At 51.3% G+C, this 22,837-nt stretch carries 22 protein-coding genes; 11 read left to right on the top strand and 11 right to left on the bottom strand.

What is annotated here, in order from left to right; genetic code table 11:
- Positions 1-2 precede the first annotated feature (2 nt).
- The 4 genes from VOI14_RS05370 to ycaC all read right to left on the bottom strand — a co-directional run bounded on the left by VOI14_RS05370 (position 3) and on the right by ycaC (position 4,275).
- Positions 3-1,274 (bottom strand): tyrosine-type recombinase/integrase, encoded by a 1,272-nt coding sequence (locus tag VOI14_RS05370; protein WP_323751004.1) that lies wholly within the window; start codon positions 1,272-1,274, stop codon positions 3-5.
- Between the two features lie 646 nt (positions 1,275-1,920).
- On the bottom strand, positions 1,921-2,505 hold the full coding sequence (locus tag VOI14_RS05365) for an antibiotic biosynthesis monooxygenase (protein WP_323751003.1): 585 nt from the start codon (positions 2,503-2,505) through the stop codon (positions 1,921-1,923).
- Between the two features lie 76 nt (positions 2,506-2,581).
- Positions 2,582-3,445 (bottom strand): pirin family protein, encoded by an 864-nt coding sequence (locus tag VOI14_RS05360; RefSeq protein WP_323751002.1) that lies wholly within the window; start codon positions 3,443-3,445, stop codon positions 2,582-2,584.
- Between the two features lie 203 nt (positions 3,446-3,648).
- Positions 3,649-4,275 (bottom strand): isochorismate family cysteine hydrolase YcaC, encoded by a 627-nt coding sequence (gene ycaC / locus VOI14_RS05355; RefSeq protein ID WP_323751001.1) that lies wholly within the window; start codon positions 4,273-4,275, stop codon positions 3,649-3,651.
- A gap of 164 nt (positions 4,276-4,439) precedes the next feature.
- On the opposite strand from ycaC, the gene VOI14_RS05350 reads away from it, so the two are divergent.
- The gene (locus VOI14_RS05350) at positions 4,440-5,372 is read left to right on the top strand and encodes a LysR substrate-binding domain-containing protein (protein WP_323751000.1); all 933 of its coding nucleotides are present in this window, start codon (positions 4,440-4,442) and stop codon (positions 5,370-5,372) included.
- A gap of 59 nt (positions 5,373-5,431) precedes the next feature.
- Here the strand turns inward: VOI14_RS05350 and VOI14_RS05345 are convergent, their stop codons facing one another.
- Positions 5,432-6,352: a LysR family transcriptional regulator gene (locus tag VOI14_RS05345; protein WP_323750999.1), complete on the bottom strand. Its 921-nt coding sequence runs from the start codon at positions 6,350-6,352 to the stop codon at positions 5,432-5,434.
- A gap of 305 nt (positions 6,353-6,657) precedes the next feature.
- Between VOI14_RS05345 and VOI14_RS05340 the strand changes: the two genes are divergently transcribed.
- Positions 6,658-7,275, top strand: a complete 618-nt coding sequence (locus VOI14_RS05340; protein ID WP_323750998.1) for an isochorismatase family protein — start codon at positions 6,658-6,660, stop codon at positions 7,273-7,275.
- A gap of 105 nt (positions 7,276-7,380) precedes the next feature.
- Here the strand turns inward: VOI14_RS05340 and VOI14_RS05335 are convergent, their stop codons facing one another.
- Positions 7,381-8,613, bottom strand: a complete 1,233-nt coding sequence (locus VOI14_RS05335; protein WP_323750997.1) for an MFS transporter — start codon at positions 8,611-8,613, stop codon at positions 7,381-7,383.
- Positions 8,614-8,739: 126 nt separating this feature from the next.
- On the opposite strand from VOI14_RS05335, the gene VOI14_RS05330 reads away from it, so the two are divergent.
- Together VOI14_RS05330 and VOI14_RS05325 are read left to right on the top strand one after the other, a co-directional pair.
- Positions 8,740-9,654 (top strand): LysR family transcriptional regulator, encoded by a 915-nt coding sequence (locus tag VOI14_RS05330; protein ID WP_323750996.1) that lies wholly within the window; start codon positions 8,740-8,742, stop codon positions 9,652-9,654.
- A gap of 361 nt (positions 9,655-10,015) precedes the next feature.
- Positions 10,016-10,417, top strand: a complete 402-nt coding sequence (locus tag VOI14_RS05325; RefSeq protein ID WP_323750995.1) for a GFA family protein — start codon at positions 10,016-10,018, stop codon at positions 10,415-10,417.
- A gap of 8 nt (positions 10,418-10,425) precedes the next feature.
- Here the strand turns inward: VOI14_RS05325 and VOI14_RS05320 are convergent, their stop codons facing one another.
- Positions 10,426-10,569, bottom strand: a complete 144-nt coding sequence (locus VOI14_RS05320) for a hypothetical protein (protein ID WP_323751094.1) — start codon at positions 10,567-10,569, stop codon at positions 10,426-10,428.
- Positions 10,570-10,647: 78 nt separating this feature from the next.
- Entirely contained in the window at positions 10,648-12,336 is a 1,689-nt protein-coding gene (locus VOI14_RS05315) for an Ig-like domain-containing protein (protein WP_323750994.1), read from the bottom strand.
- 616 nt (positions 12,337-12,952) lie between these two features.
- Between VOI14_RS05315 and VOI14_RS05310 the strand changes: the two genes are divergently transcribed.
- Positions 12,953-13,567 (top strand): 2-hydroxychromene-2-carboxylate isomerase, encoded by a 615-nt coding sequence (locus tag VOI14_RS05310; RefSeq protein ID WP_323750993.1) that lies wholly within the window; start codon positions 12,953-12,955, stop codon positions 13,565-13,567.
- Positions 13,564-14,265, top strand: a complete 702-nt coding sequence (locus VOI14_RS05305) for a glutathione S-transferase N-terminal domain-containing protein (protein WP_323750992.1) — start codon at positions 13,564-13,566, stop codon at positions 14,263-14,265. The genes VOI14_RS05310 and VOI14_RS05305 overlap by 4 nt, the downstream gene beginning before the upstream one ends.
- Before the next feature lie 406 nt (positions 14,266-14,671).
- Here the strand turns inward: VOI14_RS05305 and VOI14_RS05300 are convergent, their stop codons facing one another.
- The 3 genes from VOI14_RS05300 to VOI14_RS05290 form a co-directional block, all read right to left on the bottom strand.
- Positions 14,672-15,088 (bottom strand): hypothetical protein, encoded by a 417-nt coding sequence (locus VOI14_RS05300; protein ID WP_323750991.1) that lies wholly within the window; start codon positions 15,086-15,088, stop codon positions 14,672-14,674.
- Positions 15,089-15,483: 395 nt separating this feature from the next.
- Positions 15,484-17,559 (bottom strand): hypothetical protein, encoded by a 2,076-nt coding sequence (locus tag VOI14_RS05295; RefSeq protein ID WP_323750990.1) that lies wholly within the window; start codon positions 17,557-17,559, stop codon positions 15,484-15,486.
- A 735-nt stretch (positions 17,560-18,294) separates the two neighbouring features.
- Positions 18,295-19,257: an integron integrase gene (locus VOI14_RS05290; protein ID WP_323750989.1), complete on the bottom strand. Its 963-nt coding sequence runs from the start codon at positions 19,255-19,257 to the stop codon at positions 18,295-18,297.
- Positions 19,258-19,623: 366 nt separating this feature from the next.
- Between VOI14_RS05290 and VOI14_RS05285 the strand changes: the two genes are divergently transcribed.
- The 5 genes from VOI14_RS05285 to VOI14_RS05265 all read left to right on the top strand — a co-directional run bounded on the left by VOI14_RS05285 (position 19,624) and on the right by VOI14_RS05265 (position 22,775).
- Positions 19,624-20,271 (top strand): hypothetical protein, encoded by a 648-nt coding sequence (locus VOI14_RS05285; protein WP_323750988.1) that lies wholly within the window; start codon positions 19,624-19,626, stop codon positions 20,269-20,271.
- A gap of 96 nt (positions 20,272-20,367) precedes the next feature.
- Positions 20,368-21,087, top strand: a complete 720-nt coding sequence (locus tag VOI14_RS05280) for a hypothetical protein (RefSeq protein WP_323750987.1) — start codon at positions 20,368-20,370, stop codon at positions 21,085-21,087.
- Positions 21,088-21,206: 119 nt separating this feature from the next.
- Positions 21,207-21,902, top strand: coding sequence for an aspartate/glutamate racemase family protein (locus VOI14_RS05275; protein WP_323750986.1), 696 nt, complete (start codon positions 21,207-21,209; stop codon positions 21,900-21,902).
- Positions 21,903-21,990: 88 nt separating this feature from the next.
- Positions 21,991-22,575, top strand: a complete 585-nt coding sequence (locus tag VOI14_RS05270; RefSeq protein WP_323750985.1) for a DUF6338 family protein — start codon at positions 21,991-21,993, stop codon at positions 22,573-22,575.
- Between the two features lie 11 nt (positions 22,576-22,586).
- A complete protein-coding gene (locus tag VOI14_RS05265) occupies positions 22,587-22,775 on the top strand; it encodes a hypothetical protein (protein ID WP_224851627.1) in 189 nt (62 codons plus the stop codon).
- Positions 22,776-22,837: the final 62 nt, after the last annotated feature.

Here is a 22,837-nt window from a genome sequence, read left to right as displayed (position 1 = left end):
CATTAAACCCGCCGTTTTCGCCCAGCGAACCGCCGCATCGCCTGATCTGAATTTACGTAAACGGATTCAGTGAAGGCGGCGCTGGCATGCCCAAGTTCTTCACTGATATGCCGGATATCAGCGCCGGCCTCAATGGCTTGGCTGGCACCGGTATGACGGAGGTAATGGGTTTCGGTTCGGATGCTTTCGAGCTGGCGCGCTTCCTCCGTTCGACCTTCGGCATCCAATCTTTCGACGGTAAGCATGATGGCCTGTTCATACACTCGCTGGATCTGGCGCTTACTTAAAGCGCCGCCTTTGGCCGAGGGCAGAATAGGGTGGTTGTCTCCCTGCACCGGCATCGCGGTCAAGCAGCCAAGGTGTTCCCTCCAACGCCGAAGATAAGGCAGGTATTCATCGGGAAGGGTGATCGTACGATCCTTGTCACCTTTACTGAACACGTAATAGGCCCAGTACTCTTCACCTTGTACGAATTTTCGTTTGAAATCTCCAAACACCGGCGTTCTTGTTGAGCCGTTTTGCCTCTGCCTTGTTGCTAATTCGCTCACCCGCAAAAATAACGATTTCATGGTGACTACAACGAACAGGTGACGTTCGTATTTCCGGTTTTCCTCAGCTGCCAACAGCAGCGATTCCAGTAGATAAGCCCATTGCATATCCGAAAGCCGGCGAACATCGGTTTCGGTATCGACATCGTTGATGGTCTGAACCTTTTGATCACGCTTGCGCATGCCAATCATCGGATTTTTCTGGATGTAGTCTTGTATCAGCAGGTATTTGAAAAACGTCTGAAGAGCGGTCTTGCTGGCGTTGAGCGAGGCTTGAGTAATGGCGTAGTTGACCGTGCCTTCGGTTTTTTCCTGCTTGGAACGGATCGCAAAAGGGCGCCATTGAGAATTCGGTAAGCGAAGGCCCTGACGGTCCTGGAAGGCGGAGTAAATGCCCTTACTGATCCAGCTCTTAGGAGGCATGGTCAGTGTTTTGAAATACGCCGTCATCACGTCGGAGTCTGTTTGCGCCAGGGTGCGTTTCGATGTGACCCACAGATAGTTCAGGAAACGCTGAACCTCAGACCGGAATCGAACAAAGGTGCCTTGGACATCGGAATATTTGAGAAGAAATTTGCGAGTGATCTCGTAGTCCGCACGCAGCAATTCTTCGGGAATGCTGAGGTTTTGAAAGAACTCCGGTATGGAAGGGTGCCGGTGAAAATCACCTTGGTCTTCAAGGTTTTCGGCGGTATCAAAAAGCGGGTGGCCTGAAAATGATGACATCTGGAACCTGACTGAATTCGGTTTTCAGCCAAGGGTAGCTATTTACCCTTTAAAGATCCAATGCTTTGAATATTGGACATTTGCCAATCGGCGGTAAAGGAACAAAAATTTCGACAAGGTCCGGCAGCGGATGGATTTTTCTAACCTGGCTCACCAAGAACTCATTCGACGTTCTCAGGTTCACACGCATACAAAATCCGTTACGTTTTTCTGCACAAAATCCGAAGAAGGTAGGGGTTTATACAGTAGCTTGCTATCTCATTAAGTGGTCTAATTTCGCCCAGCTTTTAGCTGGATTAGGCACGATTGAAAATCCGAGTCGATAGCGGCGCATGATGTATAAATCTAGATTTTACTCGCTGAGAGAGATACGCCCATTTCAAATATACACCGGTTATTTCTATTGTGCTTATTACCCATATTGTTAATCTCCGGTGCATTGGAGGCTAAGGATGCGTTTAGCCAACAGATTCAAATCGTCAATAAACACATCTTTAAAATCCAGACTGACAAACCGGAACGGGGTGGACATTAACGAATCATATTTAACGCCTGCAATCCTATGGAGATCTTTTGAACAAAGGGTTGCCGACATAAAGCAAGATGAGTTAGAGCACCAAAGCATTCGGCAAAACTGACCTGTCGGTTAACGAAAAAGCCAGTTTGCAACGAGTCGCACCACTCGGGGCATGATTAAATAGACCACGAATGCGACGATAGTCGCTGCTACCAAACCATGGCTTACCCCCCATATCGCAAGTGCGGGAAGTAGATCAAAAACCGGTTGTAAAACTATCGGTACGATCAATGTCAGTGGCCAAATCACCGCTGTTGTAATGAGCCATTGCTTCCAGCGCGTAGGTTGTTTGGCCTTTGACGTGGGCGGAGTGAACCAGTAATCAATGCCCGTTCGAATCTCCACGTGCTCTTCAGAATCGAGCGCTGGAAAGATGTCAGATATCAATTCCCGCCGAACATCAGAGTTCAGCCACGTTTCGGCTCCATCCGCATGGGAAAAACGAACCGCGATTTCAAAGGTGTCGTGGCCCTCAGGGGGGCGCACGATATGAACGCCTTGATGCCCGGGAAATTGGGCCGCGGCGGCAATGATTTGCCTGAGCCACGTTTCATATTGATCCCGGAGACCGGATTTCACGGTATGCCGGATAATGATGGAACGACCGGAATTGTAATGGATACTTGGGGCGGCATTAGCCTCTTGTTCGTTCATAGCGTTCGTCCTATTGATGAGGGCTTGGGGCCGGTTCCTTCTCCGGCCCAAGCCTCTGCCAGTCATTTAGCCCCCGTTAGAGCGTGCCAAATTTCCCCGATTGAAAGTCGGTTATGGCTTGCTGAATTTCTTCCTGTGTATTCATCACAAAAGGTCCGTAACCGACCACTGGTTCATCAATGGGCTCCCCGCTCAAGACCAGTACCCGGGCATCATTATTAGACTCGAGCACAATCTCTTGTCCTTCGCGGTCCAGGTTCGCCAGCCCAGCTTCACGCAACACCTCGGTATCATCGATCAATACCGAACCGTGCAGGACTGCCACCAATTTGGTGTGGCCTTTCGGTAGCGGTACATTGACACGCGCACCCGATTTCAGGGCAAGATCCCATACATTGATTGGCGTGAAGGTTCTTGCAGGGCCCTTGTTTCCGAGATAATCGCCGGCTATGACTCGCAGCGTTCCAGCACCGTCCTCGAGGGACACTTGGGGAATGTCCTCATTAAGCAACGTTTGGTAGGCCGCCGGTGTGTCCTTGGCCGATGCAGGCAGGTTAACCCAGAGTTGCACCATGTTCAGCAAACCACCTTGCTCAGTGAATTGCTGTGAATGGAACTCCTCATGCACGATACCTGAGCCAGCTGTCATCCACTGAACGTCTCCCTCGCCAATGCGCCCGCCTGCACCCGAGGTGTCTCGGTGTTCTACCTCACCGCTGTACACCACGGTAACGGTCTCGAAACCCCGATGAGGGTGCTGGCCAACTCCCCGCGGGCGCTGAGCCGGTGGGAATTCCTTGGGCCCAGCGTAATCCAGGAGTAGAAACGGCGAAACGTTTGCTGCGCCCATCCGATCGTAGGAAAACAGCGAACGAACCGGAAAGCCATCACCCACCCAATGACCACGAGGGGGATCGTAGGTTGTCAGAATTTTATTCACTTTGGCCTCCTGCGGGTCCTTCGACCCGATGTTATTAATGCGTCAGGATGACAATAAAACAGTGTGCGAATCTTGAATAGACAGCAATTTTCGCACTCAGTGTCCTGTTTTTAGAACGGTCGTAATTAGGGTGTGATGATTGGAAAAGAGGCCAGTGGGGGAGCGAGGTATTCACCGACTAGGGCGAATACCTCGCCATTGCGTTACTGCTTTTCAGTCAATGTGTTGTAACTGTTAATCAGGTTACGGTAGTCAGGGATGTGGTTTGAAAATAGGGTGCCGAGCCCTTCAATGTCGTTGCGCCAGTCACGGTGCAGCTCACAAGCCAGTCCGAACCAGGTCATCAACTGAGCACCGGCTTGTGACATCCGCTCCCAGGCGGAGTGCCGGGTCAGTTCATTGAACGTACCAGATGCATCAGTCACGACGAACACGTCATAGTCTTCCGCCAGAGCGGACAGAGCTGGAAATGCAACGCATACCTCGGTCACAACCCCGGCGATGATCAGTTGCTTTTTACCGGTATCCTTAACGGCCTTAACAAAGTCCTCATTGTCCCACGCGTTAATTTGTCCCGGACGCGCAATGTAAGGAGCATTAGGAAACTGTTCTTTCAGCTCCGGAACCAATGGACCGTTGGGGCCCGTTTCGAAACTGGTGGTCAGAATGGTGGGCAAACCAAAATATTGGGCGAGATCACCCAAAGCCAACACATTGTTCTTAAACTTATCCGGGTCAATATCGCGGACCAGGGAAAGCAGGCCGGTTTGGTGATCCACCAACAATACAGCCGCGTCGTTTTTATCGAGCCTTACGTAAGGTTTACCCATGACATTCTCCTTTCCTTTGTTTGAGCGGTGCGTAGCACCAAGCTTGTTACCCCCTTGCCAATCGTTATTGGTAATGGAAGGGTAAAGTTGAAGATAGTTGAGGCAAAGTGACTTGAGTAGACACAAATCTTATACTCAGGGTTCTAAATATAGGACGATCGCATATGCAGGACTTAAACGATCTTTTTTACTTTGTGAAAGTGGTTGAGCATGGAGGGTTTGCGCCAGCGGGTAGGGCGCTTGGCGTTCCCAAATCCAAGCTTAGTCGGCGAATTTCAGAGCTTGAGGAACGTCTTGATGTTCGGCTAATCAATCGATCGCCCCGCGTCTTTAACGTTACGGAGCTGGGAAAAGATTATTACCGTCACTGCGTGGCGATGCTTCTTGAGGCAGAAGCGGCTCAGGAAGTCATTGATCATTCCCGTTCCGAACCTGTGGGATCGATACGAGTAAGTTGCCCGTCGGGCATTAACTACTTTTTAATGGCTCCGCTGATTGTCCAGTTTATGCAGAAGTACCCGAAAATAAATGTCGAGATGGACGCAACGAGCCGCCGTGTCGACGTCGTTAGGGAAGGGTTCGATGTTGCGTTGAGGGTGAGATACCCGCCCCTCGAAGACAGTGATTTGACGATGAAGGTCCTGTCTCAGAGCCCTCAGTGTTTGATGGCAACACCGGAGTTGGTTGCGGATTATCCGAAACCACTAACACCGGATGATTTGTCAAAGCTCCCCAGTATCGATTTTGAGCAATGGGATGGACAGCATGTTTGGTGTCTGGATGGGCCCGATGGTGCGTCCGTTAAAATCCATCACCAGCCACGGTTGGTGACCGACGATGTTTTCACACTGCTCAAGGCCGCTATTGGCGGTTTGGGGGTGGTGAAAATGCCTCTCATCGTCGGTGGAAATGACTTGGTTGCGGGGAACCTCATCAGTGTTTTACCCGACTGGCGACCACGCGGTGGAATCTTTCACGCCGTGTTTCCGTCGCGTAGAGGCCTGCTGCCGGCGGTACGAGCCTTTTTGGACTTTCTGGCAGACGAGCTAGACGATATCGATTTTGTGCTGCCTGTGGACGACCACAGAAAGTACTAAACTTCTGAACCTCATATCAGAGACTTACCCACGAGTTCCCCCATAGGTGACCGGCGACATTAAACGTTTCTTTCCATGATGCCCGCAGGTAGGTGAATCATCAGATAGTCGATGAGGCTTCGTACCGAGGGCAGCATACCTCTTGGTGGCGGGTAGACAAGGTGGATGATGTGCTCAGGGGCAGACCAGTCCGGTAATACCTGCTCTACCAAGTTGGCACGCAACGCCGTGGAAACGATTGGTTCTGGCAGCAGTGCAATACCGATGCCGTGGGTACACGCTTCAAGCTGCACGCGCAGGTCGCCGGAGATGAGCCGGGGTTTAAGCTGAACTTGTTTGGTGTCCGCATCCGTGTTTACCAAGTTCCAGCGTGCGTACTCATCGTGTATTTCTGAAGCCTGGCTCATCGTATCGAGCTCGGCTAGGTCTGAGGGTGCTTGTGGTCGTCCATATCGGTCCAGAAATGCCGGACTCGCCACTAAGATGCGTCTCGCGCTACCGAGGTTTTTTGCAACCAGCCCGGCCGTATCTTCTATCTGCTGCCGGGCTCTCAAGGCAAGGTCGAAACGCTCTTCGATCAAGTTGACGGAATGGTCCGTCGCCTCGATGAACACCTTAACCTTCGGGTGTAACGCCATATAGCCCGGCAGTATGGGGGCAAGGTAGCTCTGAGCTAATACAACAGGGCAACTGACACGGACGGTGCCTGCCGGCTCCTTTCTCAAGTCCGCGATGCTTTCGTAGGCAGCCTGCGCTCCTTCTACCGTGGCAACGCATTGCTCATAAAAGCGCTCTCCTGCTTCGGTTAACGCCATAGTTCGTGTTGACCGGTGAAGCAATCGCACGCCCAAGCGCTTTTCCAAGTTCGCGACCCGGCGACTGAGCCGGGTTTTCTGAACGCCAGTCACGCGCGCTGCGGCGGAAAACCCGTTGTGTTGAACCACCGCGGAAAAGAAATAGAGGTCGTTTAAATCATCCATGTCTCTATTGTTGCATAGATGCACCAATCTTTGGTGATTTAGGCGTCTTATCGGGCGGTTATTGCGAGCATATACTCAATTCATCGATTAAACGCATAGGAGCCCATGACTGTGAGCTTGCAATTCTCCGCGGGCGATCTGCGTATTGAGCCGAAGGATTCGGCCCATCTGTTGTTACTGTCCGGGCAGGATTCCCGGGAACCGGTCTGAGTGTTTTTCACCCCAGTGCAACGAACTATTTCATTCACCCCTGCCAGTAATGGCGATACCTCCGGCCTTGGCTGGATTTCCCTAGGAAAACGACTATGAATAATGACCGCCTTACCCCTGACAACGCTGCCGTTCTGTTCATCGACCACCAAACCGGCCTTGCCAACGGTGTGGCTGATCAGAGTCAGCCTGAGTTCACAACCAATGTTGTCGCACTGGCCAAACTGGCCAAGCTGTTCGATTTGCCGACCGTGATCACCACTAGCGCCGCCGATGGCCCCAACGGTCCGGTGATGCCCCAGATCACGCAACAGCTGCCGAATGCACCGGTTGTTCATCGTCCGGGCGAAATCAACGCTTGGGACAACGCCGACTTCGTCGCCGCCGTTGCTGAGATAGGCCGAAAGAAGCTGATCATCGCCGGCATTTCTACTGAGGTCTGCGTTGCCTTCGTTGCGCTTTCGGCCATCAAGGCGGGCTACGACGTATATGCGGTAATCGATTCGTCCGGTACCTGGAACAAGCTGGTGCAAGAAGTGTCAATTGCCCGCATGGTGCAGGCCGGTGTTACCCCGATGACCTGGGTTGCCGTGGGTGCCGAACTGCAAGCGGATTGGCGCAAAGAAACCGGTGAGGGCCTCGGCCAGATCATGGGCGAGCACCTGAATTTCTACGGCAACTTGTTCGGTAGCTATCTGGCCGCCAAAGCATAAATCAGGTTGTTTGCTGCTAACATCCATCAGCGGGCGGAGGGCCCGCTGATGGATGTTGTTTAGTACTTTCTGAAGTTCATCAGAGGGTGCAAATGTTGGGCATAATCAGACCGCTGCCGACGCCATGCTTGGATCTGTTCTGCGCATTGTAATGTGCAGAAGCAATGCGCCCAGCGACAGTGCTACCGTGAGCCCCATCACGCCCGGCCACCCGTAACTGGTCATCAACTGAACGCCGGCGGCAGCGCCTATTGCGGCACCGAGGTAATAGAACAACATGTAGACGGCATTCAGACGGCTCTGGGCTGAGGGTTCGATGGCAAAAACGCGCACCTGATTGGGCACCTGGGCGGCGAAAACGCCTAGGTCTATCAGAACGATGCCAACGACCAGGCCAACCAGTGAATATTGATACCCCCACAACACCAAGGTACCGACCAGCAATACCAGCAGCGCCAGGGCGATAGTCCTCCAGGTGCCGAAGGACACAACCAACCGACCGGACGCTTTAGCACCAACAACGCCAGCCATGCCCGCAAAGCCGAACATTCCCGCCTGTTGCAGATTCAGGTCGAGTGGCGCATTCGTCAGGTGCAGGGCAAGGCTGGCCCATATGGCGTTGAAGGCGGCAAACCACAGCGCGCCGGTTAGTGCTGATACTCTCAGCATTGAATGCTTGCGAAAGAGACTGGCCATAGAAACGATCAAGGCTGGATAACGCATGTCATTAGCCCGGGAGGATTCATCCGGCAAAAGACGCCACAGCACCAGCCCCCAAACCAACGCAGTGGCAGCGGCCATCCAATATACGGCTCGCCAATCCAGGTGCTCTGCGATGCTGCCGCTGAACACCCGTGACAGCAAAATACCGACTGTCAGGCCGCTCATCATCGTGCCTAGCACTCGGCCTCGTTGCTGTTGCGACGACATGGAGGCCGCTAATGGAATCAGTTGTTGGGTGATATTGGCACCCAGTCCCATCAGAAATGTGCCTAGCACCAAGATCAAACCGCTCACGGCAGTGGCCTGCATCACAAGCGAGCCCACCAGCAGGCAAGACAATATTGCAATCAGCTTGCGGCGTGGCATGACATCGCCCAACGGCGAGATCAGGAGAATGGCTGCGGCATAGCCGGCCTGGGTGGCGAAGGGCACCAGTCCCAACTGTGTATCGTTCAACGATAAGCCATCACGCAGCGCTGGCAATAAAGGCTGGTAGTAGAAAAGGTTGGCAGCCGTAAAGGCCACCGCTGTCGCCATCATTAACAGCAGAAAAGACGAGGGTGCTTCTACCCTGGAAGGCGGTAGTGATGCCTCGTTAGAACATGTAGATGACATTTTTACGCCTCAGTAGATACGCCCGAGTAGCGAGCAGTGTGGCGATCTTAGTGATGTCTATTCGATAACAGAAATAATGATATGGTATGTAATCTATACCTGAGCTGTATTAATCCGGAAAGCCTGATGGAACTCAAAACTCTTAAAACCTTTGTGGCAGTGGCGGAGTTACGCAACTTTTCGGCCGCTGCACGCCTGCTTCATACAGTTCAGCCGGCCGTCAGTCGGCAGATTGCCGATCTGGAAGAGGAGCTTGGTACACCTTTGTTGTGGCGCAGCACTCGGGAGGTGAGAGTGACGGCAGCAGGAGAGGTTTTGCTGGAGGATGCTCGCCGTTTGCTGGCGCTCGAGGGCGAGGCTCGTGAGCGAGTGACGCGCGCAGCCAGAGGGCAAAGCGGCCAGCTTCGCATCGGTTATATGGGTTCAGCGACCGCCCGCTTCATGCCTGTTTTGCTCCGGCACTTCAGCCACCGTCATCCTGACGTTCACATAGAACTTTTCGAGATGACAGCACAACAGCAGCTTGAAGCCTTCGCACGCCAGGAGATCGATCTAGGTTTTTCCCGTCCGCTGCCAGAGCCTGCTCATCTCGGTTTGGCCAACCTATTGGTCTATGAGGATCGCTTAATGGCTGTCCTTCCCCAAGAGCATGCTTTGGCCAAGCGTAAGCGGCTTTCCTTAGATGAGCTTTCCCAGGAAGACTTCGTGCTGTTTGAGCGAGGGCAGGCCAGTGGTCTGTTCGACAGGATAATCAGCGCTTGCGGCGAGGCCAGGTTCTCCCCACGGGTGATACGGCAGCCTCCTCAGATGCAAACATTACTAAGCCAGGTTGCCAGCGGCATAGGAGTGGCCATTGCACCGGCCTGTATTCGTTTTTTGCAAAGCGACGGCTGCGTCTTTATCACACCGCGCCCAACTCAACCACCAATAGCGCTCGAGCTTCACTATATGCAGCATCCGCTTCGACCCACGGTCGAAGCCTTTATTAAGGAAGTCAGTCAGATGCTAGAGCAGATTAAAGTGCAAATGGAACCCGAGTAGGGCGATGAATTAGCGCGAGTTTGATCCTTTCTCGCCCGTTAAAAGCCCCGAACATTCCAAAAATTCTGGGGTTTAATTTTAAGGGCGCTGTACATTTTCCACAGAGGATTCTAGTAGCCCATTGATTTAGAAAAGGAAGTTTTTCGTATTTTGGCTTTAACTAGAAAAAACGTGCAACAATAACTCGCCTGCAAACTTTTCACAGACCCGGTAGAGGAAAAGCGCCTAAGAGCCGGATAGTAAGAGTTTGAAGAGTCGAGATTACTCAGGTCGATACTCGGTTTTGGACGGGGTGGCGGCGTTGCGGTTTAATAAGAATTCAAACTAATAAGCTGTTAAATGTACAGAAGGAGATCCCGTCATGGGGCTGAAGGGAAGCTGTTTGTGTGGCGAGATAAGTTACGAAATAGATTCTGTGGATATGCCGATTGTGCATTGTCATTGTCAGACTTGTCGTAAAGCCCATGCGGCCCAATTTGCCTCCACTGCGGGAGTAAAGCGCGAGAATTTCCGTTGGCTCAGCGGCACAAACTCTATTTCTACGTTCGAATCATCTCCTGGCAAATTGCGCCATTTCTGCAAACGCTGTGGTTCTCATTTGGTCGCCGAGAGGCCTGCGCAGCCACACGTGATTGTTCGGGTAGCCACTCTGGACGATGACCCCGGTTTGAAGCCAGAGGCTCATATTTGGGTGTCGCACGATGTGCCATGGCTTGAGTACGACAGGGTGTGTAAGCATAGGGAATGGCGCGACGACATTTAACAAATCAATCAAGTTCGTTCCCGGCCTAGCGGCCGTCCACCGGACGCCGCTGTCAGGTCGCCGCTTATTGTTGGCGTTGAAACCAAGGAGTGAGTGTAGATTTCAGTCGTCCGAATATCGCTGTGGCCGAGGATTTCCTGGACCGTTTGGATATCACTTCCCGATCCCGGTTACTTGGCAGACAAAAAAGTCCGGCACAATCGCGCCGGACTCTGAACAGCGCCAAGCCTTTAATCGAAGCGCTTGCGGTAAATATCCGAGTCAGACCCCGGAGTCTGCACCCAAAACGCAGTGCCAGCGCCGCTGGGATCCACGGTTATCTGAAGTGAGGTTGTGGTGTAGGCAGGGTTCTCCGGTGAAATCGTCACCGCTGCATTCCAGCCACTGCCTGCGACGTAACGGGCAGCGCGGACTTCATCTTTACTGTTTTCAACGTGCCGCCACAGCGCTAGCGCATTGCCATCCACATCAAGCGCTACCTGATGGAAGCGAATCTCGTCGCTATCACCCTCATCGATGTTTTCCGGCTGGCTCCAGCTATTACTCTGTTTCATATAACGACTGGCACGGATCCAGTAGCCCGTATACATAGGCTGACGCTGACGCCAGACCACCATCGCGTCACCCTTCGGCGTCACTGCAATTTGCGGGTATGTTTCAGCGAGTACATTCGGCTCAATCTCCTGAATGGTTCCCCACCCTTCGCCTGCCGTATAGCGGTTTGCCTGGATACTAAAAACCGACTCGGCCTGCTCCCATGCCACGATGGCGTTGCCGGCGCCATCTGCTCCGATCTGAGGCTTAGCGGAACAAAGCCCCGGACCGACATTTTGCGCTGCCCCCCAAACACTATTGTCTGCAGAGTAGCGGCTGACCTGGATGGTGCAGGTGCCGGCGTTGTCCTGTACCCACACTGCAAACCCATTTCCATCCGCCGAGGTAGCGATCTGCGGTTCTTTCAAGTCTATCGAATCACTGGTGGATGCAATGGTGGTCGCGTCACCCCAGCTTTCACTCTGCTGAGAATACCGATTGGTCCGAACTCGATGGATATTAGTTGGACTCCGACCACTCCAGATCACCAGTGCGTTACCTTGCTCATCAAACCCAAGCTGAATCACTCCTGGATAGACGTAGTCGTCATCTATCTTTACCGCTGTACCCCAGCCGCTGCCCTTGGTGTAACGGTTGGACAGGATGTAATAACCCCCGTTGTTGTAATAGGTAAACCAGACAGCGGTAGCATTGCCTTCGTTGTCAATGGCAACCCGGGGGGTGCCGGCGATGGCATAGTTGTAATCATTGTCATAAAGATCGACTGGCGTACTCCAACCTGCTTCCGGCGTATAGCGGCTACTGACCGGTTTATTTTGGGCCGTCACCCATGCGGCGATCGCATTGCCGTCGGTGTCTGTCGCTATCTGAACATCAAATTTATCGAGAGGTTGCTGTATGTTGAACGGTGTCGCTGTGTTGCCCCATGCGCCGTCACGCACGGTAAATGAAGACGTTACCGAGGACGACAACCCATTGCCCGATAAATCGGCAACAGCGGCATCCAGCGTGACCTGGTAATGGCCTAGCAGGCTGAGCGGTTTCTCCGGCGTTAATGTTGCGACATTGCTGGCGCCATCAAACGTCACACTGGCAGGTACGTCACTGCCATTGAGCGAGAGGTGCACCGTGCGATCACTGACACTGGTACCCAGCATGTCTTCATTGAAACTGGCGGTCAGTTCCACATCTCGCTGCACATCGGTCATTCCAGCCGCAGGGGTGACCGATGTTACGCTCGGTGGCGTTGTATCCGCCGGCGCTTGTTCAGTGGATGCTGAATCAGAGGAACCACCACAACCCGCGAGCAGGCTTGCGTTGCCAAAGAGGGCGAAAACAATCAGTGGGCGCTTTATCCTTAACATGAACATTCTCCGGGTCTGGGCGTTGATTATAATTGACGCGAACTATAGTCCCGGGCTACACAAAACCCAACATTTATAATGAAAACAATGGCAACTTCGCGAGTATACTCGAGAGAAACAATCGGGGAAGCGCCTCGGCCGCTAACAACATCGGTGTCTATCTCGCATTTCACAGGGCATTTGACGCGGCCTGTCGCACCGCAATGACGGATGATTGGGCGGAATACACCGTCACGCGTGAAAGCACTAGACTTGCGCTCCTCGAGCGGGAGAAGATTCGACTCTCTCCCTCGGAGCTCGAAAAGTTCTATCTTGCTGCCTCGTCATACGTTCCGGTCATCTTGCTGGAATACGAAGAAGATCCGATTAAAGATTTCGGTAGCAGAGATCCAATTGGTAAGCCCGCTCTAAAGATGCATGCTTCTATGGGATAGCGGGCCTTTTTACGGCGCCGGGATGGTCCAGTGAAGCGGGCTTCGCTGGCCGTAAAAGCCATTGATCCTTGGTCTTCCGTTCCAGAGAGGTGGTGCTAAATTAAATTGAGTGATTGCTCAATAATCGCTAGAGTGCTGGTCGGACGGAAAAAAAAACCGTGATTGCCTAGGAGCTGGAAGCGATGAATCCGAAGATCGATTATTACTTTACCTGCATTTCCCCATTTACCTATCTTGGCCACCAGGCATTCCTTGAGACAGCCAGAACCACTGGCGCTGACGTCAACTTCAAGCCCGTTAGGCTGGCAAAAGTATTTGCCAATTCCGGCGTGAAACCCGTCCCTGAGCGCCCGGTATGCCGTCAGGAGTATCGCCTGCTCGAAATCGAGCGATGGGCGAAGAAACGCAGTCTGGCGATCAACCTCAAACCTGCGCATTTTCCAACAGACCCCGGCATGGCAGACCGGTGCGTGATTGCCCTGCAACAGGCCGGCGAAAACCCTGGCGAGTTTGTTCAGCTCGTTCTGGCAGCCTGTTGGGCGGAGGAGAAAAACATCGCGGACGAAGCCGTGATTCGTGAGATTCTGAGCAACCTACAACTGGATGCCGAAGCTTTGGTTGCGGCAAGTGGGTCAGTCGCTGTCGGTGACCAGTACGACCGCAACACCGAAGACGCGGTTGACCAAGGGGTGCTGGGCGCGCCGGCCTACCTGTTAAATGGGGAGCAGTTCTGGGGTCAGGACCGGATTGAGTTGCTGGCGGAGACTCTGGAATCCCAACGCGGTGTGAAGCAATGATCGATCTCTATTACTGGCCCACGCCTAATGGCCACAAAGTCACCATATTTCTTGAGGAAGCGGGGCTGGAATACCGAATCCATCCAGTGGACATCAGTGCCGGAGACCAGTTCAAGCCGGAATTCCTCACCTTCTCACCCAACAATCGTATGCCCGCTATCATCGACTACGCCCCTGAAGATGGCGGTAGACCTGTTACCGTGTTTGAATCCGGTGCCATCCTTCTTTACCTCGCGGAAAAAACCGGTCGTTTCCTTCCGGATGATCTCCGAGGGAGGAAAACAGTACTGGAATGGCTGATGTGGCAGATGGGAGGGCTGGGGCCGATGGCGGGCCAGAACCATCACTTCGTCCAGTATGCCCCTGAACAAATTCCGTATGCGATCGATCGTTACGTCAAAGAAACCAACCGTCTTTACGGAGTACTCGATGCCCGCTTGGCGGGCCGGGCCTGGATTGCTGACGACTATTCCATCGCCGATATTGCCATCTATCCCTGGATCGTTCCTCACGAGCGGCAACAGCAAACTCTGTCTGACTTCCCCGAACTTGAGCGGTGGTTCAGCGTCATGCAGGCAAGGCCGGCAGTGGTCGCGGCATATGAGAAAGGGCTTCCCTGGTCCACTCGCCCAGCGGTCACCGATGAAGGGAAAAAACTTCTGTTCGGTCAAACGGCGGGTGTTAAAAAACAAACATAGAGCATCGCGTCTGGATATTCGTTGTTTTTCCGAACCATTCCGATACGGGTGTGTAGTAGCGGTTATTCAGGCCTTCCTTTGTTGTCGGATTACGCCGTTCGCAATGTGATCGATCTGAAGGTCCGCTTTGCGACCAAGCCGAGCTCCCCAAGCTTTTAAACAATAGCAGACATTCAAGTTGAGCAATCAGGCCGATGAAATGGCCTCCGCTTAGAGTCGTGGTTTGTCATGTGTTTCGGTGTAAGTCCACAGTCGTTCTAATACCGTCCGTGGGAACGGGATAGAACCCAAAACATTCGTTCTTATTGTAAAAATATAAAGTAGGCAGGATTAGAATGCCTCAAAAATTTGGAGTCAGAGGGGGGGGGGGGGCGCCCAAACGCATCGTCAGGGCGCAAAGGCTCACTTAAGAGTGTTCAGCAACCAGAGACCGGAGCATTTCATGAGCGTGACTGGTCATAGCGTTTGCCATGTTTACAGCCTTTATGTGAAATCTTCCAAGACAGGCATGGTAGGCCGCTACAGAAATCAGGATGGATACCACAATCCCGACCGGGCCACTGAGCAGCAAATCTACCAAAAACGAAATGCCGACCATATCTAGCAAAAATATCCCGCCAAACCAAAAAATGGCAAACCCACCTCCCGGTAACATCCATTGAAACCATTTCTGAAACGATCCCATGGGGTGATTATTCATCTCATATTCACCGGTATCGAGATTAGCGACCCCCATCGTCTCAGCTTTTCCTTTACCAGGCATGGTCACTCGCACATAGCCTAGATTAGAGCCATTGCGAATGGTCAGGTCTGAATTAGTCACGTTCAGCGCAACTTCTTTCCCATCGTCAGTGGAAAGGAGGATAGAGCCTTTCCGAGTCTGAGAAGAATTAATCGATTCGGTTTCCGTTATTGCATTGTAATTTTAAGAGATTTGTGTGCTGGTCGATGTCTTTTCATCAAGGACTTGACCGGTTCCTGCTTCAAATTCAATTTCGTTCCCGTTAAATGTCTTCTTTTCTTTGTGCTTGGGCATTCTTTATGCTCCTTCCATTTTACCTGGCTAAACCGAGATTTCGCGCAGTATTCTACACATGCGAAATCCAAGGAAACCCCACTGACGTGAACGCTACCATCCTTCAACAGAGTCTTACCCTACCTCCAAGGACGGAAAGGCCGCATTGAGTGCGGCCTTAAAGCGTCTCAAAACAACCGAATTTACTTGATCGGTTGCCCAGTATCCTCCCAGCCTGGATGGCCGGTCAGCAGCCTCCACTCGTTGAGCTTGGCCAACACTTCGTCCCGCGCCTGGTTGTTTAGAAGCGGTGCGCTTGAGTCACGACGGAAGAACTCGGTGACGTTGGTTCCCACCTGAGCGAATCGGCCAGCGCGAACGAAGTCCCTGAATTCGGTCAGGAACGGATAGCTGTTGTAATCTAGATCGCCACGCTCTTTCTGGAAGGCGCGGAAGTAGAAGCCATCCGGCATGTTCATTTTCAGGTGCGTAAATGGACGCTCGAACAGTTCCCAGGTTCCCGTTGCCACGGGTGACGGAATCTCGCCATTGGGTCCAGAGACGCCTGCTTTCCAGATTCGGATTTCACCGGAGCCTTCGGCTGTGCTGCCATAAAGCGCCATGTAGTAATCGGTTCCATTGTTCTCAAAGCCAATCGTGCCATAGAGCTGATCGGAGGGAGTGCTCGTTGGGTAAAGCAGGTCATCCAGCGTTGTTGCCGGCAACGGGTTATCAATGTTGCCATCGGTGCCCGCACCGTAGACCGTATTGCAGCTTTGAAGTTCGAGATAGCTGTAGCTGGAATCGCAACCCGAGAAGCCAAGACCGCCACGCCAGTCAACCATAAAGATATCGTTGCCGAATACTTCCTCGCGAAGGTATGCGGTCGACCCTTCGGAGAAAACGGCCGGATCGGTCTCGTTGGCCAGGGTGCCGGCCAGCTCGGGATAGAACTGCATTAGGGTGTTGCGAATGCTGATACCACTGAGATCAATGGTTTCATACACCGCTTCGGTGGTGATCTTGGAGTTGTACGCGGAGGAAACCTCTGTTCCTTTTTCCGAGGGCTCAAAGCCAGAGAAGTTGCCCTTCACGGATCCAACTTCGCGGAAGCCGATCAGATTGTCCTCAACGGTTTCACCGGTAAATTCACCGTTCTGATACAGAAACACATTACTGTTATCGGAACTAATGAAGCCGATCTCGGTGGTGATGCCGGTGGAATCGAGGCGCGGGAAGAATTCTCGTGATGAGACAGTAGCACTGTCTTCACTGCCGAATAGAACCTCCTGCTGGATGCCATCATAGATGAACTGTCCATTCGTTGCCGACTCAAACTTCAGATAGTTGGCGGAACCTTCCCCGTTACCTTGGGGAGAGCCGGTGCTCCAGTCCAGGAAGGGTGAATCCGCTGTGGCGTTGGCAATCCGCTGATCCAACTCAGGGAACTCTTCAGGCGGGTCAATCGGACCCGGGTTCTCTGTGGTAGGTGGCGTCACCTCGTAATCGCCGTTCTCCACCACCAGGTCCGGATCAAAGGTCCCGTCTGCCAGTGAACCATCAATATCGATCAGGAGGGCGGGCAAGAGTGTTTCAATCTGCTGGTTAATCAATTCGATCAACTCAGCCTTGGTGAGTCCCAGTGCGTCCAGATCGGATTGTGTGGTCTGGGATTCAACCTGTGCGGCGATCCGTGCAGTGACTTGGGCAATCCGGTGCAGACGTTCGGCGTTATCAGCCACGGACTGGTCGGTGCTCTCTTTGGCTGCCAGAAAGTCATCCATTGGGTCCAGTGTGGTACCTAGGCGATCAGCCACGGTTTGCTTGGCCTGTTCGAGCGATTGGCCATCGTCCATTTCGTTCAAAACCATCGTGGTGATGGGGGAGACGAACTGTTCGGCGTTGTCGGCAACGATCGGAGCGCGGAGCGTGAAGGCGTTCGGTACCGGCTGGTTAGTGTCCAGATCCACTGTCAGGTTCTGGATCGCCTCAACGATCAGAGCGGCGTCTACGCTCGGAGTTTCCAGCGTGAAAAAGCCCGAACCATCGGTATCCGTGCGCGGCTCATCCGAATCCAGAGCGCCATTTCCATTGAGGTCGATGAACACTCGAGCCTGTGCCAGGTAACCGTCTGCGGCACGACCGCTGACCGTTGTGGTCTGATTGCTGTCCGTGTTGTTGTCAGCGGCACTTGGTGAGCCCGACGACGCGCCCCCTCCGCATGCGGTGAGCGATATTGTCGCGGCAATGGCGAGGCTGAGGCCTGTTTTTTTAAGCATATTGAGTCCTTGTTGGTACCTTTCTAGTAAAGCTCTCCTATGGCGAGCGTAAGTGGCCACAACAGCCACTTACGAAAACCGAGCTCACCTTATCGAACCTGACTCTCCAAACGATATATTTCACATGTAATATAAAGTTAAATATATGTTTTAATGAAATTGTCCTTGCATTCGACAGGCACCTTCTCGAACGTTGTGAAGGCGATATTCAGTCAATCTATGGGGTTGGAAGCCGACTGGTTTGACTCCGCAACGCGTCTGGTCTCGGCGGTATAAACCTAGGCTCGTAGTTTCCGAAGTTAGTTAGTATGTCGAGAAAACTATGACATTGGCTCTTCTGTTTCGGCGTCTCAAATTCGTAGCCTTTGCCGTTACCGAAAGCGGATTTCGCAACTTAGCTGGGATAGTAGGATCTGCGTAGGTTTCTGAGGTGGATAACTTGCTTACGGAAACCTTGAAAACAGGAATTACGCCGGCGGCGTTCTCTTTTAGGTGTGAGCGCAATCGTCCACGAAAAAAGGAATAACACTCAAGATCTGAAGAAGATTGTTTCAGCCAACACCCACCAAGTAGAAGCGCTTTTTGGCCTCTGCCGAAGGCTGTTGTAATTCCAGAAATCTGCACAATCCGGTTGCGAACAGGCAGAGCCCCCAAGCTGTAAACAAAAGCGAACATTCGCACTGCTCCCATTTCAACTGAATTTCCGCTCAGATTGACGCCGTAATTTGGTCGTTTTCACTCTGGCAAACGATCAAATGGACTCACCGTTCCTGCACGTTTATCGCCAATAACGTGCGTGTAGATTTCGGTCGTGCGAATGTCGCTATGGCCGAGAATCTCCTGAACTGTCCGGATATCGCTTCCCGATCGCAATAACTCTGTTGCAAAGGCATGCCGGAAGGTATGCGCCGTTACTCTCTTCGTAATCCCACTAGACTGAACGGCTTGTCGTAACTGTCGGGAATACGTTGAGTGATGAAGGTGGTGCCGGCAAACGTATCCAGCAATGGGATGAAGGCAACGCGTTGAAGAAGGAAAGAGGTACTGCCACCCGAAGTCTTTCATCGCTGGTCCATACTTCTTATGCAGTGAACCCGGAACTGATGTGAGCCCGAATCCATCGGCGATATCGGACTGATGTACCTCCCGGGCATGGGCGACCTGGCGTTTAACGCTCTCTCTGAGATTGCCCGGTAGGAGTGTGTATCGATCCTTGCGGCCCTTCCCGTTAAACACCAGTAAGCTCCGGCTTTTCAGGTCGAGATCCTTGATGCGCAGCGAAAGTGCTTCGTTGATTCTCAAACCGCAACCATACAGGAGAGCGGTGATGAGCCAATATTCAGCTTCCAGATTACCAAGAATCGATGCAACTTCTTCGGGGTTGAGAACAGTCGGCATTCGCCGAGGTGTTTTGGTCATCTTGTACTGAAGGTTTTCGATCTCCCGTTTCAACACGTTCTTGTAGACGAAAATGATTGCGCACAGTGCCTGGTTTTGGGTGCCTGGGCTAACTCCGCGATTGACGGCCAGGTGATTCAGAAAGCGCTCAATTTCGTAATTTCCCATTATTTCCGGGTGTTTCTTGTCATTGAACAGAATGAACTGGCGAACCCAGTAGAGATAGGACTTCTCGGTTCGGTAGCTGTACTGTTTTGTTCTGATCTCTGTGCGAATCGATTCCAGAAACGGTGATTTCACTATAATCGCCCTCCTTGGCTAAATAACTGTATATATGCACAGTTATAATTAAAAACCCTCAAAAATGCTAAATTTTTTGCGGTTTAATTTGCACAATGCTGCACACTTTTCACAGAGCACCTCTGTAGGTTACTGTTTAAGAAACGGAATTTTTAGACCCTCTGGATTTAACTTGCAAAAACGTGCACGCTAAACCCGCGTGCAAACTTTTGACAGAGGCGAGGCTGGTTGCGACCGCAAAACTAGGCTTGTAAAACGATGAAAAAGAACGATTATTGGAGCTGTGACGCAGTTTTAAATGAGGTAGTGGGTTTGCGGTTTAATAAGAATTCAAACTAATAAGCTGTTATAAAAAATGAGAGTTACATGAGAAATTCGGACAATCCAAAGGCATTCATTCTCGATTTTTGGGCGTTTATTTTTAAAGTGCTGGGAAAAGTCTCTTTTTTTAACTTTGTGAGATTTTTGTTTCCTAGCGCTAGAACGGGTCTTTTTTCCGAAGCTTGGGCACTTGGGCATGTGGTACTGTCTGTTTTATCAGTTCCCGCTGTTTTGTATATAAAAAACTACTACGTTGGTTTAACTATTGCTGCGTATGCCTTGTTACGAGTTTTCGAAGTAGTTGTTTATCAGACTAATGTCCTCCTGTTCGACGAGTATAGGGCAACAAAAGCAGGGAAAGACTACACACTGCATGGCTATCGAAGAATGGTTGTGCTTCTTATGCAAAACTACTTTGAAATAATATTTTGGTTTGCAGCACAGTATATTTTCTTTGATAGTCTTTTTTCATTCTCTGTAGAAGGATCACACGAGAGTGTCTTTGGTGCTGTGTACACAAGCTTTGTAGTTATGACCAGTTTTGGTTATTACAACGTGACCCCATTGGGAGTGTTGGCGTATTCTTTGGTTATTGGGCAAGCGATGATTGGTCTGTTCATGACTTTGTTGAGTTTGGCAAGGTTTATAGGGTTAATCCCCACACCCAAATCAAGAGACATCAGCGAGCAGTGATTTTATAACAATTGCAGGCACGACGACGCCCATTACATTGCGCCTTCGGCTGGCGCGCATGCTGTAAGCGTTAGACGACCGACGAGAGGAATGATCATGGAAGATTTAGCGTGTACATGGACTCCCGAGGTAATCGTTGAGATCACAAAAGCGCTTGCATGGCCGTTGGTCGTCTTAGCGATTGGTTTTAGGTTTCGATCTGGAATTTTGGAGTCCGTACGTGGGTTCTTCGCGAGAAATGCAGTATCGGAAGTTTCCGCGACTACTGCTGGCATTTCGGCGAAATTCGTTGCCGCAAAACAGACAACTGAAACAAGAGAATCGATCGGGAGTAACTCAGTCTCTCTCCCTGAGAATATGACTGTTGAGGCCATCAAGGAAAAGCATTCAAGTGCCGCCACTGAGTTCAGTGAAGAAATTTATGAAGGAATCTCAACTCATTTACGAGCACTCGAGCTGCCGCGCGAGGAAGAAAGGGAGATCTTGGCGCGAGAAATCTCGCTTTTGCAGAGTGCGATTAATTTCTTTGCTATCAACAAAGTGATCTTCAGATCCCAGTTCAACCTATTTGCAATAATGGCTGAAAACAATAACTTCATTTCTAAGGAAGGTCTGCAAAATCACTTTACAGAGATCAAAAATTTTGTAGGGGAAGGCCTAGAAGGCTGGGACTGGGTTAAGTACGTTGCATACCCCGTTAGCTCAGGTTTATTGGTGGATGAAAATGGAGGGTACACTCTGTCAAAGCGGGGTCGGTCTTACGTAACCTTTATGCATAGAAATCCCCAGCTTATCGATGATTTGGCAAAATTGTGATGCTGATTATCAGCCACAAATCGTCTAACCAACGGGTGAAGCTGACCGGTACTCCGCTGCGCTCCGCACCGGCAGCTTACCCAAGGCGTTAAATCAAAGTGCCGACAGGGAGGTGCTCGATGAAAACAATAGGTCTAATTGGTGGAATGAGTTGGGAGTCAACTCAGACTTATTATCGACTTATCAACCAGAGAGTAAGAGACGAACTCGGTGGGCTCCATTCGGCAAAACTTGTTCTCTATAGCGTGGATTTTGCCGAGATTGAGGCGTTGCAACACCAAGGAGATTGGCAGGCAACAGCGGAAATACTAGGTTCAGTCGGACGGTCAGTTGAATCGGCAGGTGCAGAATTCTTAGTTCTCTGTACGAACACAATGCACAAAGTCGCCTCCCAAATTGAACATGCGGTAAGCATTCCAATTCTTCACATCGCGGATGCCACGGCCAACTTGCTCAAAAAGGACGGGGTAACCTGTGCAGGGCTACTTGGAACACGTTTTACTATGGAGCAGACCTTTTATCTTGGGCGTCTCGAAGATCATGGTATCCGGGTTGTTGTGCCGAATGAGTCCCAAAGAGAGAGCGTTCATTCTGTAATTTACAAAGAGTTGTGCAAGGGTGTAGTCAAATCGGATTCAAAAGCTGTGTACCTAGACGTTGTAGCATCATTGGCTGAACGTGGTGCACAGGGCGTAATTTTGGGGTGCACAGAGATAGGCCTTTTGATCAAGAGCTCGGACACAGAGGTTAAACTGTATGACACTACAGAAATACATGCTGAGCAGGCGGTTCAGTATGCCTTGGGCAGGATTTAACCAAGGGCTGTTGCCGGACGGTTTTTCCGTCGCTTCGCTCCTCTAAAACCGCCGCAAAGCCCAGCGTTATACAGTCAAAGGAGTCTAAATGGACATCTGGGAAATCGATAAGCTGATGCTTTTTATCGCGTTTGTGATACCCGGCTTTATCGCAATCAAGTGCTATCAACTTATATTTCCCGGTACTGAGCGGCCTACGTCAGAGAAGCTCGTAGATGCAGTTGCTTACAGTTCGATAAACTATGCTTTTCTGATGTTGCCGATCATTGCAGTTGAAAATAGCCAGCTAGATTCTGTTCATCCGTTTCTTTACTACCTCTTTTACATTTTTGTTCTCTTCTTCGCGCCTATCATGTGGGTTCTTGCTTGGAAGTATCTGAGAACTAGAGACTTTTTCCAGAAAAATGCACCTCACCCGACAGCTAAGCCATGGGATTATGTGTTTTCCCAAAGAAAGCCATATTGGGTAAAAATCACGCTCAAGGATGGTACGGTTATCGCTGGCCGATATGCTGAGAATTCGTTTGCGTCAAGCGCTCCCGCTGAGGAGCAAATTTACTTGGAAGAGGCATGGATAGTAGGTGATAAAGGCGGATTTGAACGGCAGAAGAATAACACTGCTGGCGTCATTGTATTACATGCAGAGATTTCACACGTAGAGCTCAGGAATTAAGGAGAATTTGTATGAGTGATAAGACTGGAAAGAGACCAATTCATGAAGGCTATCAACCAAAAAATATAGAGAAAAAAGGTTATCAGCCGCAGTCGCCACAAGACATGCCATCTGGAGATCCGCGACCGAAAGGTGGCTATCAACCTATCAGTTCTGGTGATAACCCAACTAACAAGCCCGCGCCTCCGGGCGACGAGTGACTGTATACAGCGCAGGCACGGTGACGCCCTTTACATGGTGCTTGGGGCACCATGTAAAGGGC

The organism is Marinobacter sp., from assembly GCF_034669625.1.
In the GTDB taxonomy this organism is placed as follows: domain Bacteria; phylum Pseudomonadota; class Gammaproteobacteria; order Pseudomonadales; family Oleiphilaceae; genus Marinobacter.
Note: the sequence above shows the minus strand (reverse complement) of the source record. Positions and strands in the feature narration are given on the sequence as shown.

Excerpts from the sequence above, each read along its gene's own strand:
- VOI14_RS05340 (WP_323750998.1), top strand. The coding sequence starts at position 6,658 with ATGAATAATGACCGCCTTACCCCTGACAACGCTGCCGTTCTGTTCATC.
- VOI14_RS05280 (WP_323750987.1), top strand. The coding sequence starts at position 20,368 with ATGGAAGATTTAGCGTGTACATGGACTCCCGAGGTAATCGTTGAGATC.
- VOI14_RS05275 (WP_323750986.1), top strand. The coding sequence starts at position 21,207 with ATGAAAACAATAGGTCTAATTGGTGGAATGAGTTGGGAGTCAACTCAG.
- VOI14_RS05345 (WP_323750999.1), bottom strand. The coding sequence starts at position 6,352 with ATGGATGATTTAAACGACCTCTATTTCTTTTCCGCGGTGGTTCAACAC.
- VOI14_RS05265 (WP_224851627.1), top strand. The coding sequence starts at position 22,587 with ATGAGTGATAAGACTGGAAAGAGACCAATTCATGAAGGCTATCAACCA.
- VOI14_RS05330 (WP_323750996.1), top strand. The coding sequence starts at position 8,740 with ATGGAACTCAAAACTCTTAAAACCTTTGTGGCAGTGGCGGAGTTACGC.
- VOI14_RS05270 (WP_323750985.1), top strand. The coding sequence starts at position 21,991 with ATGGACATCTGGGAAATCGATAAGCTGATGCTTTTTATCGCGTTTGTG.
- VOI14_RS05335 (WP_323750997.1), bottom strand. The coding sequence starts at position 8,613 with ATGTCATCTACATGTTCTAACGAGGCATCACTACCGCCTTCCAGGGTA.
- VOI14_RS05295 (WP_323750990.1), bottom strand. The coding sequence starts at position 17,559 with ATGCTTAAAAAAACAGGCCTCAGCCTCGCCATTGCCGCGACAATATCG.
- VOI14_RS05325 (WP_323750995.1), top strand. The coding sequence starts at position 10,016 with ATGGGGCTGAAGGGAAGCTGTTTGTGTGGCGAGATAAGTTACGAAATA.
- VOI14_RS05350 (WP_323751000.1), top strand. The coding sequence starts at position 4,440 with ATGCAGGACTTAAACGATCTTTTTTACTTTGTGAAAGTGGTTGAGCAT.
- VOI14_RS05285 (WP_323750988.1), top strand. The coding sequence starts at position 19,624 with ATGAGAAATTCGGACAATCCAAAGGCATTCATTCTCGATTTTTGGGCG.
- VOI14_RS05370 (WP_323751004.1), bottom strand. The coding sequence starts at position 1,274 with ATGTCATCATTTTCAGGCCACCCGCTTTTTGATACCGCCGAAAACCTT.
- VOI14_RS05315 (WP_323750994.1), bottom strand. The coding sequence starts at position 12,336 with ATGTTAAGGATAAAGCGCCCACTGATTGTTTTCGCCCTCTTTGGCAAC.
- VOI14_RS05310 (WP_323750993.1), top strand. The coding sequence starts at position 12,953 with ATGAATCCGAAGATCGATTATTACTTTACCTGCATTTCCCCATTTACC.
- ycaC (WP_323751001.1), bottom strand. The coding sequence starts at position 4,275 with ATGGGTAAACCTTACGTAAGGCTCGATAAAAACGACGCGGCTGTATTG.
- VOI14_RS05365 (WP_323751003.1), bottom strand. The coding sequence starts at position 2,505 with ATGAACGAACAAGAGGCTAATGCCGCCCCAAGTATCCATTACAATTCC.
- VOI14_RS05305 (WP_323750992.1), top strand. The coding sequence starts at position 13,564 with ATGATCGATCTCTATTACTGGCCCACGCCTAATGGCCACAAAGTCACC.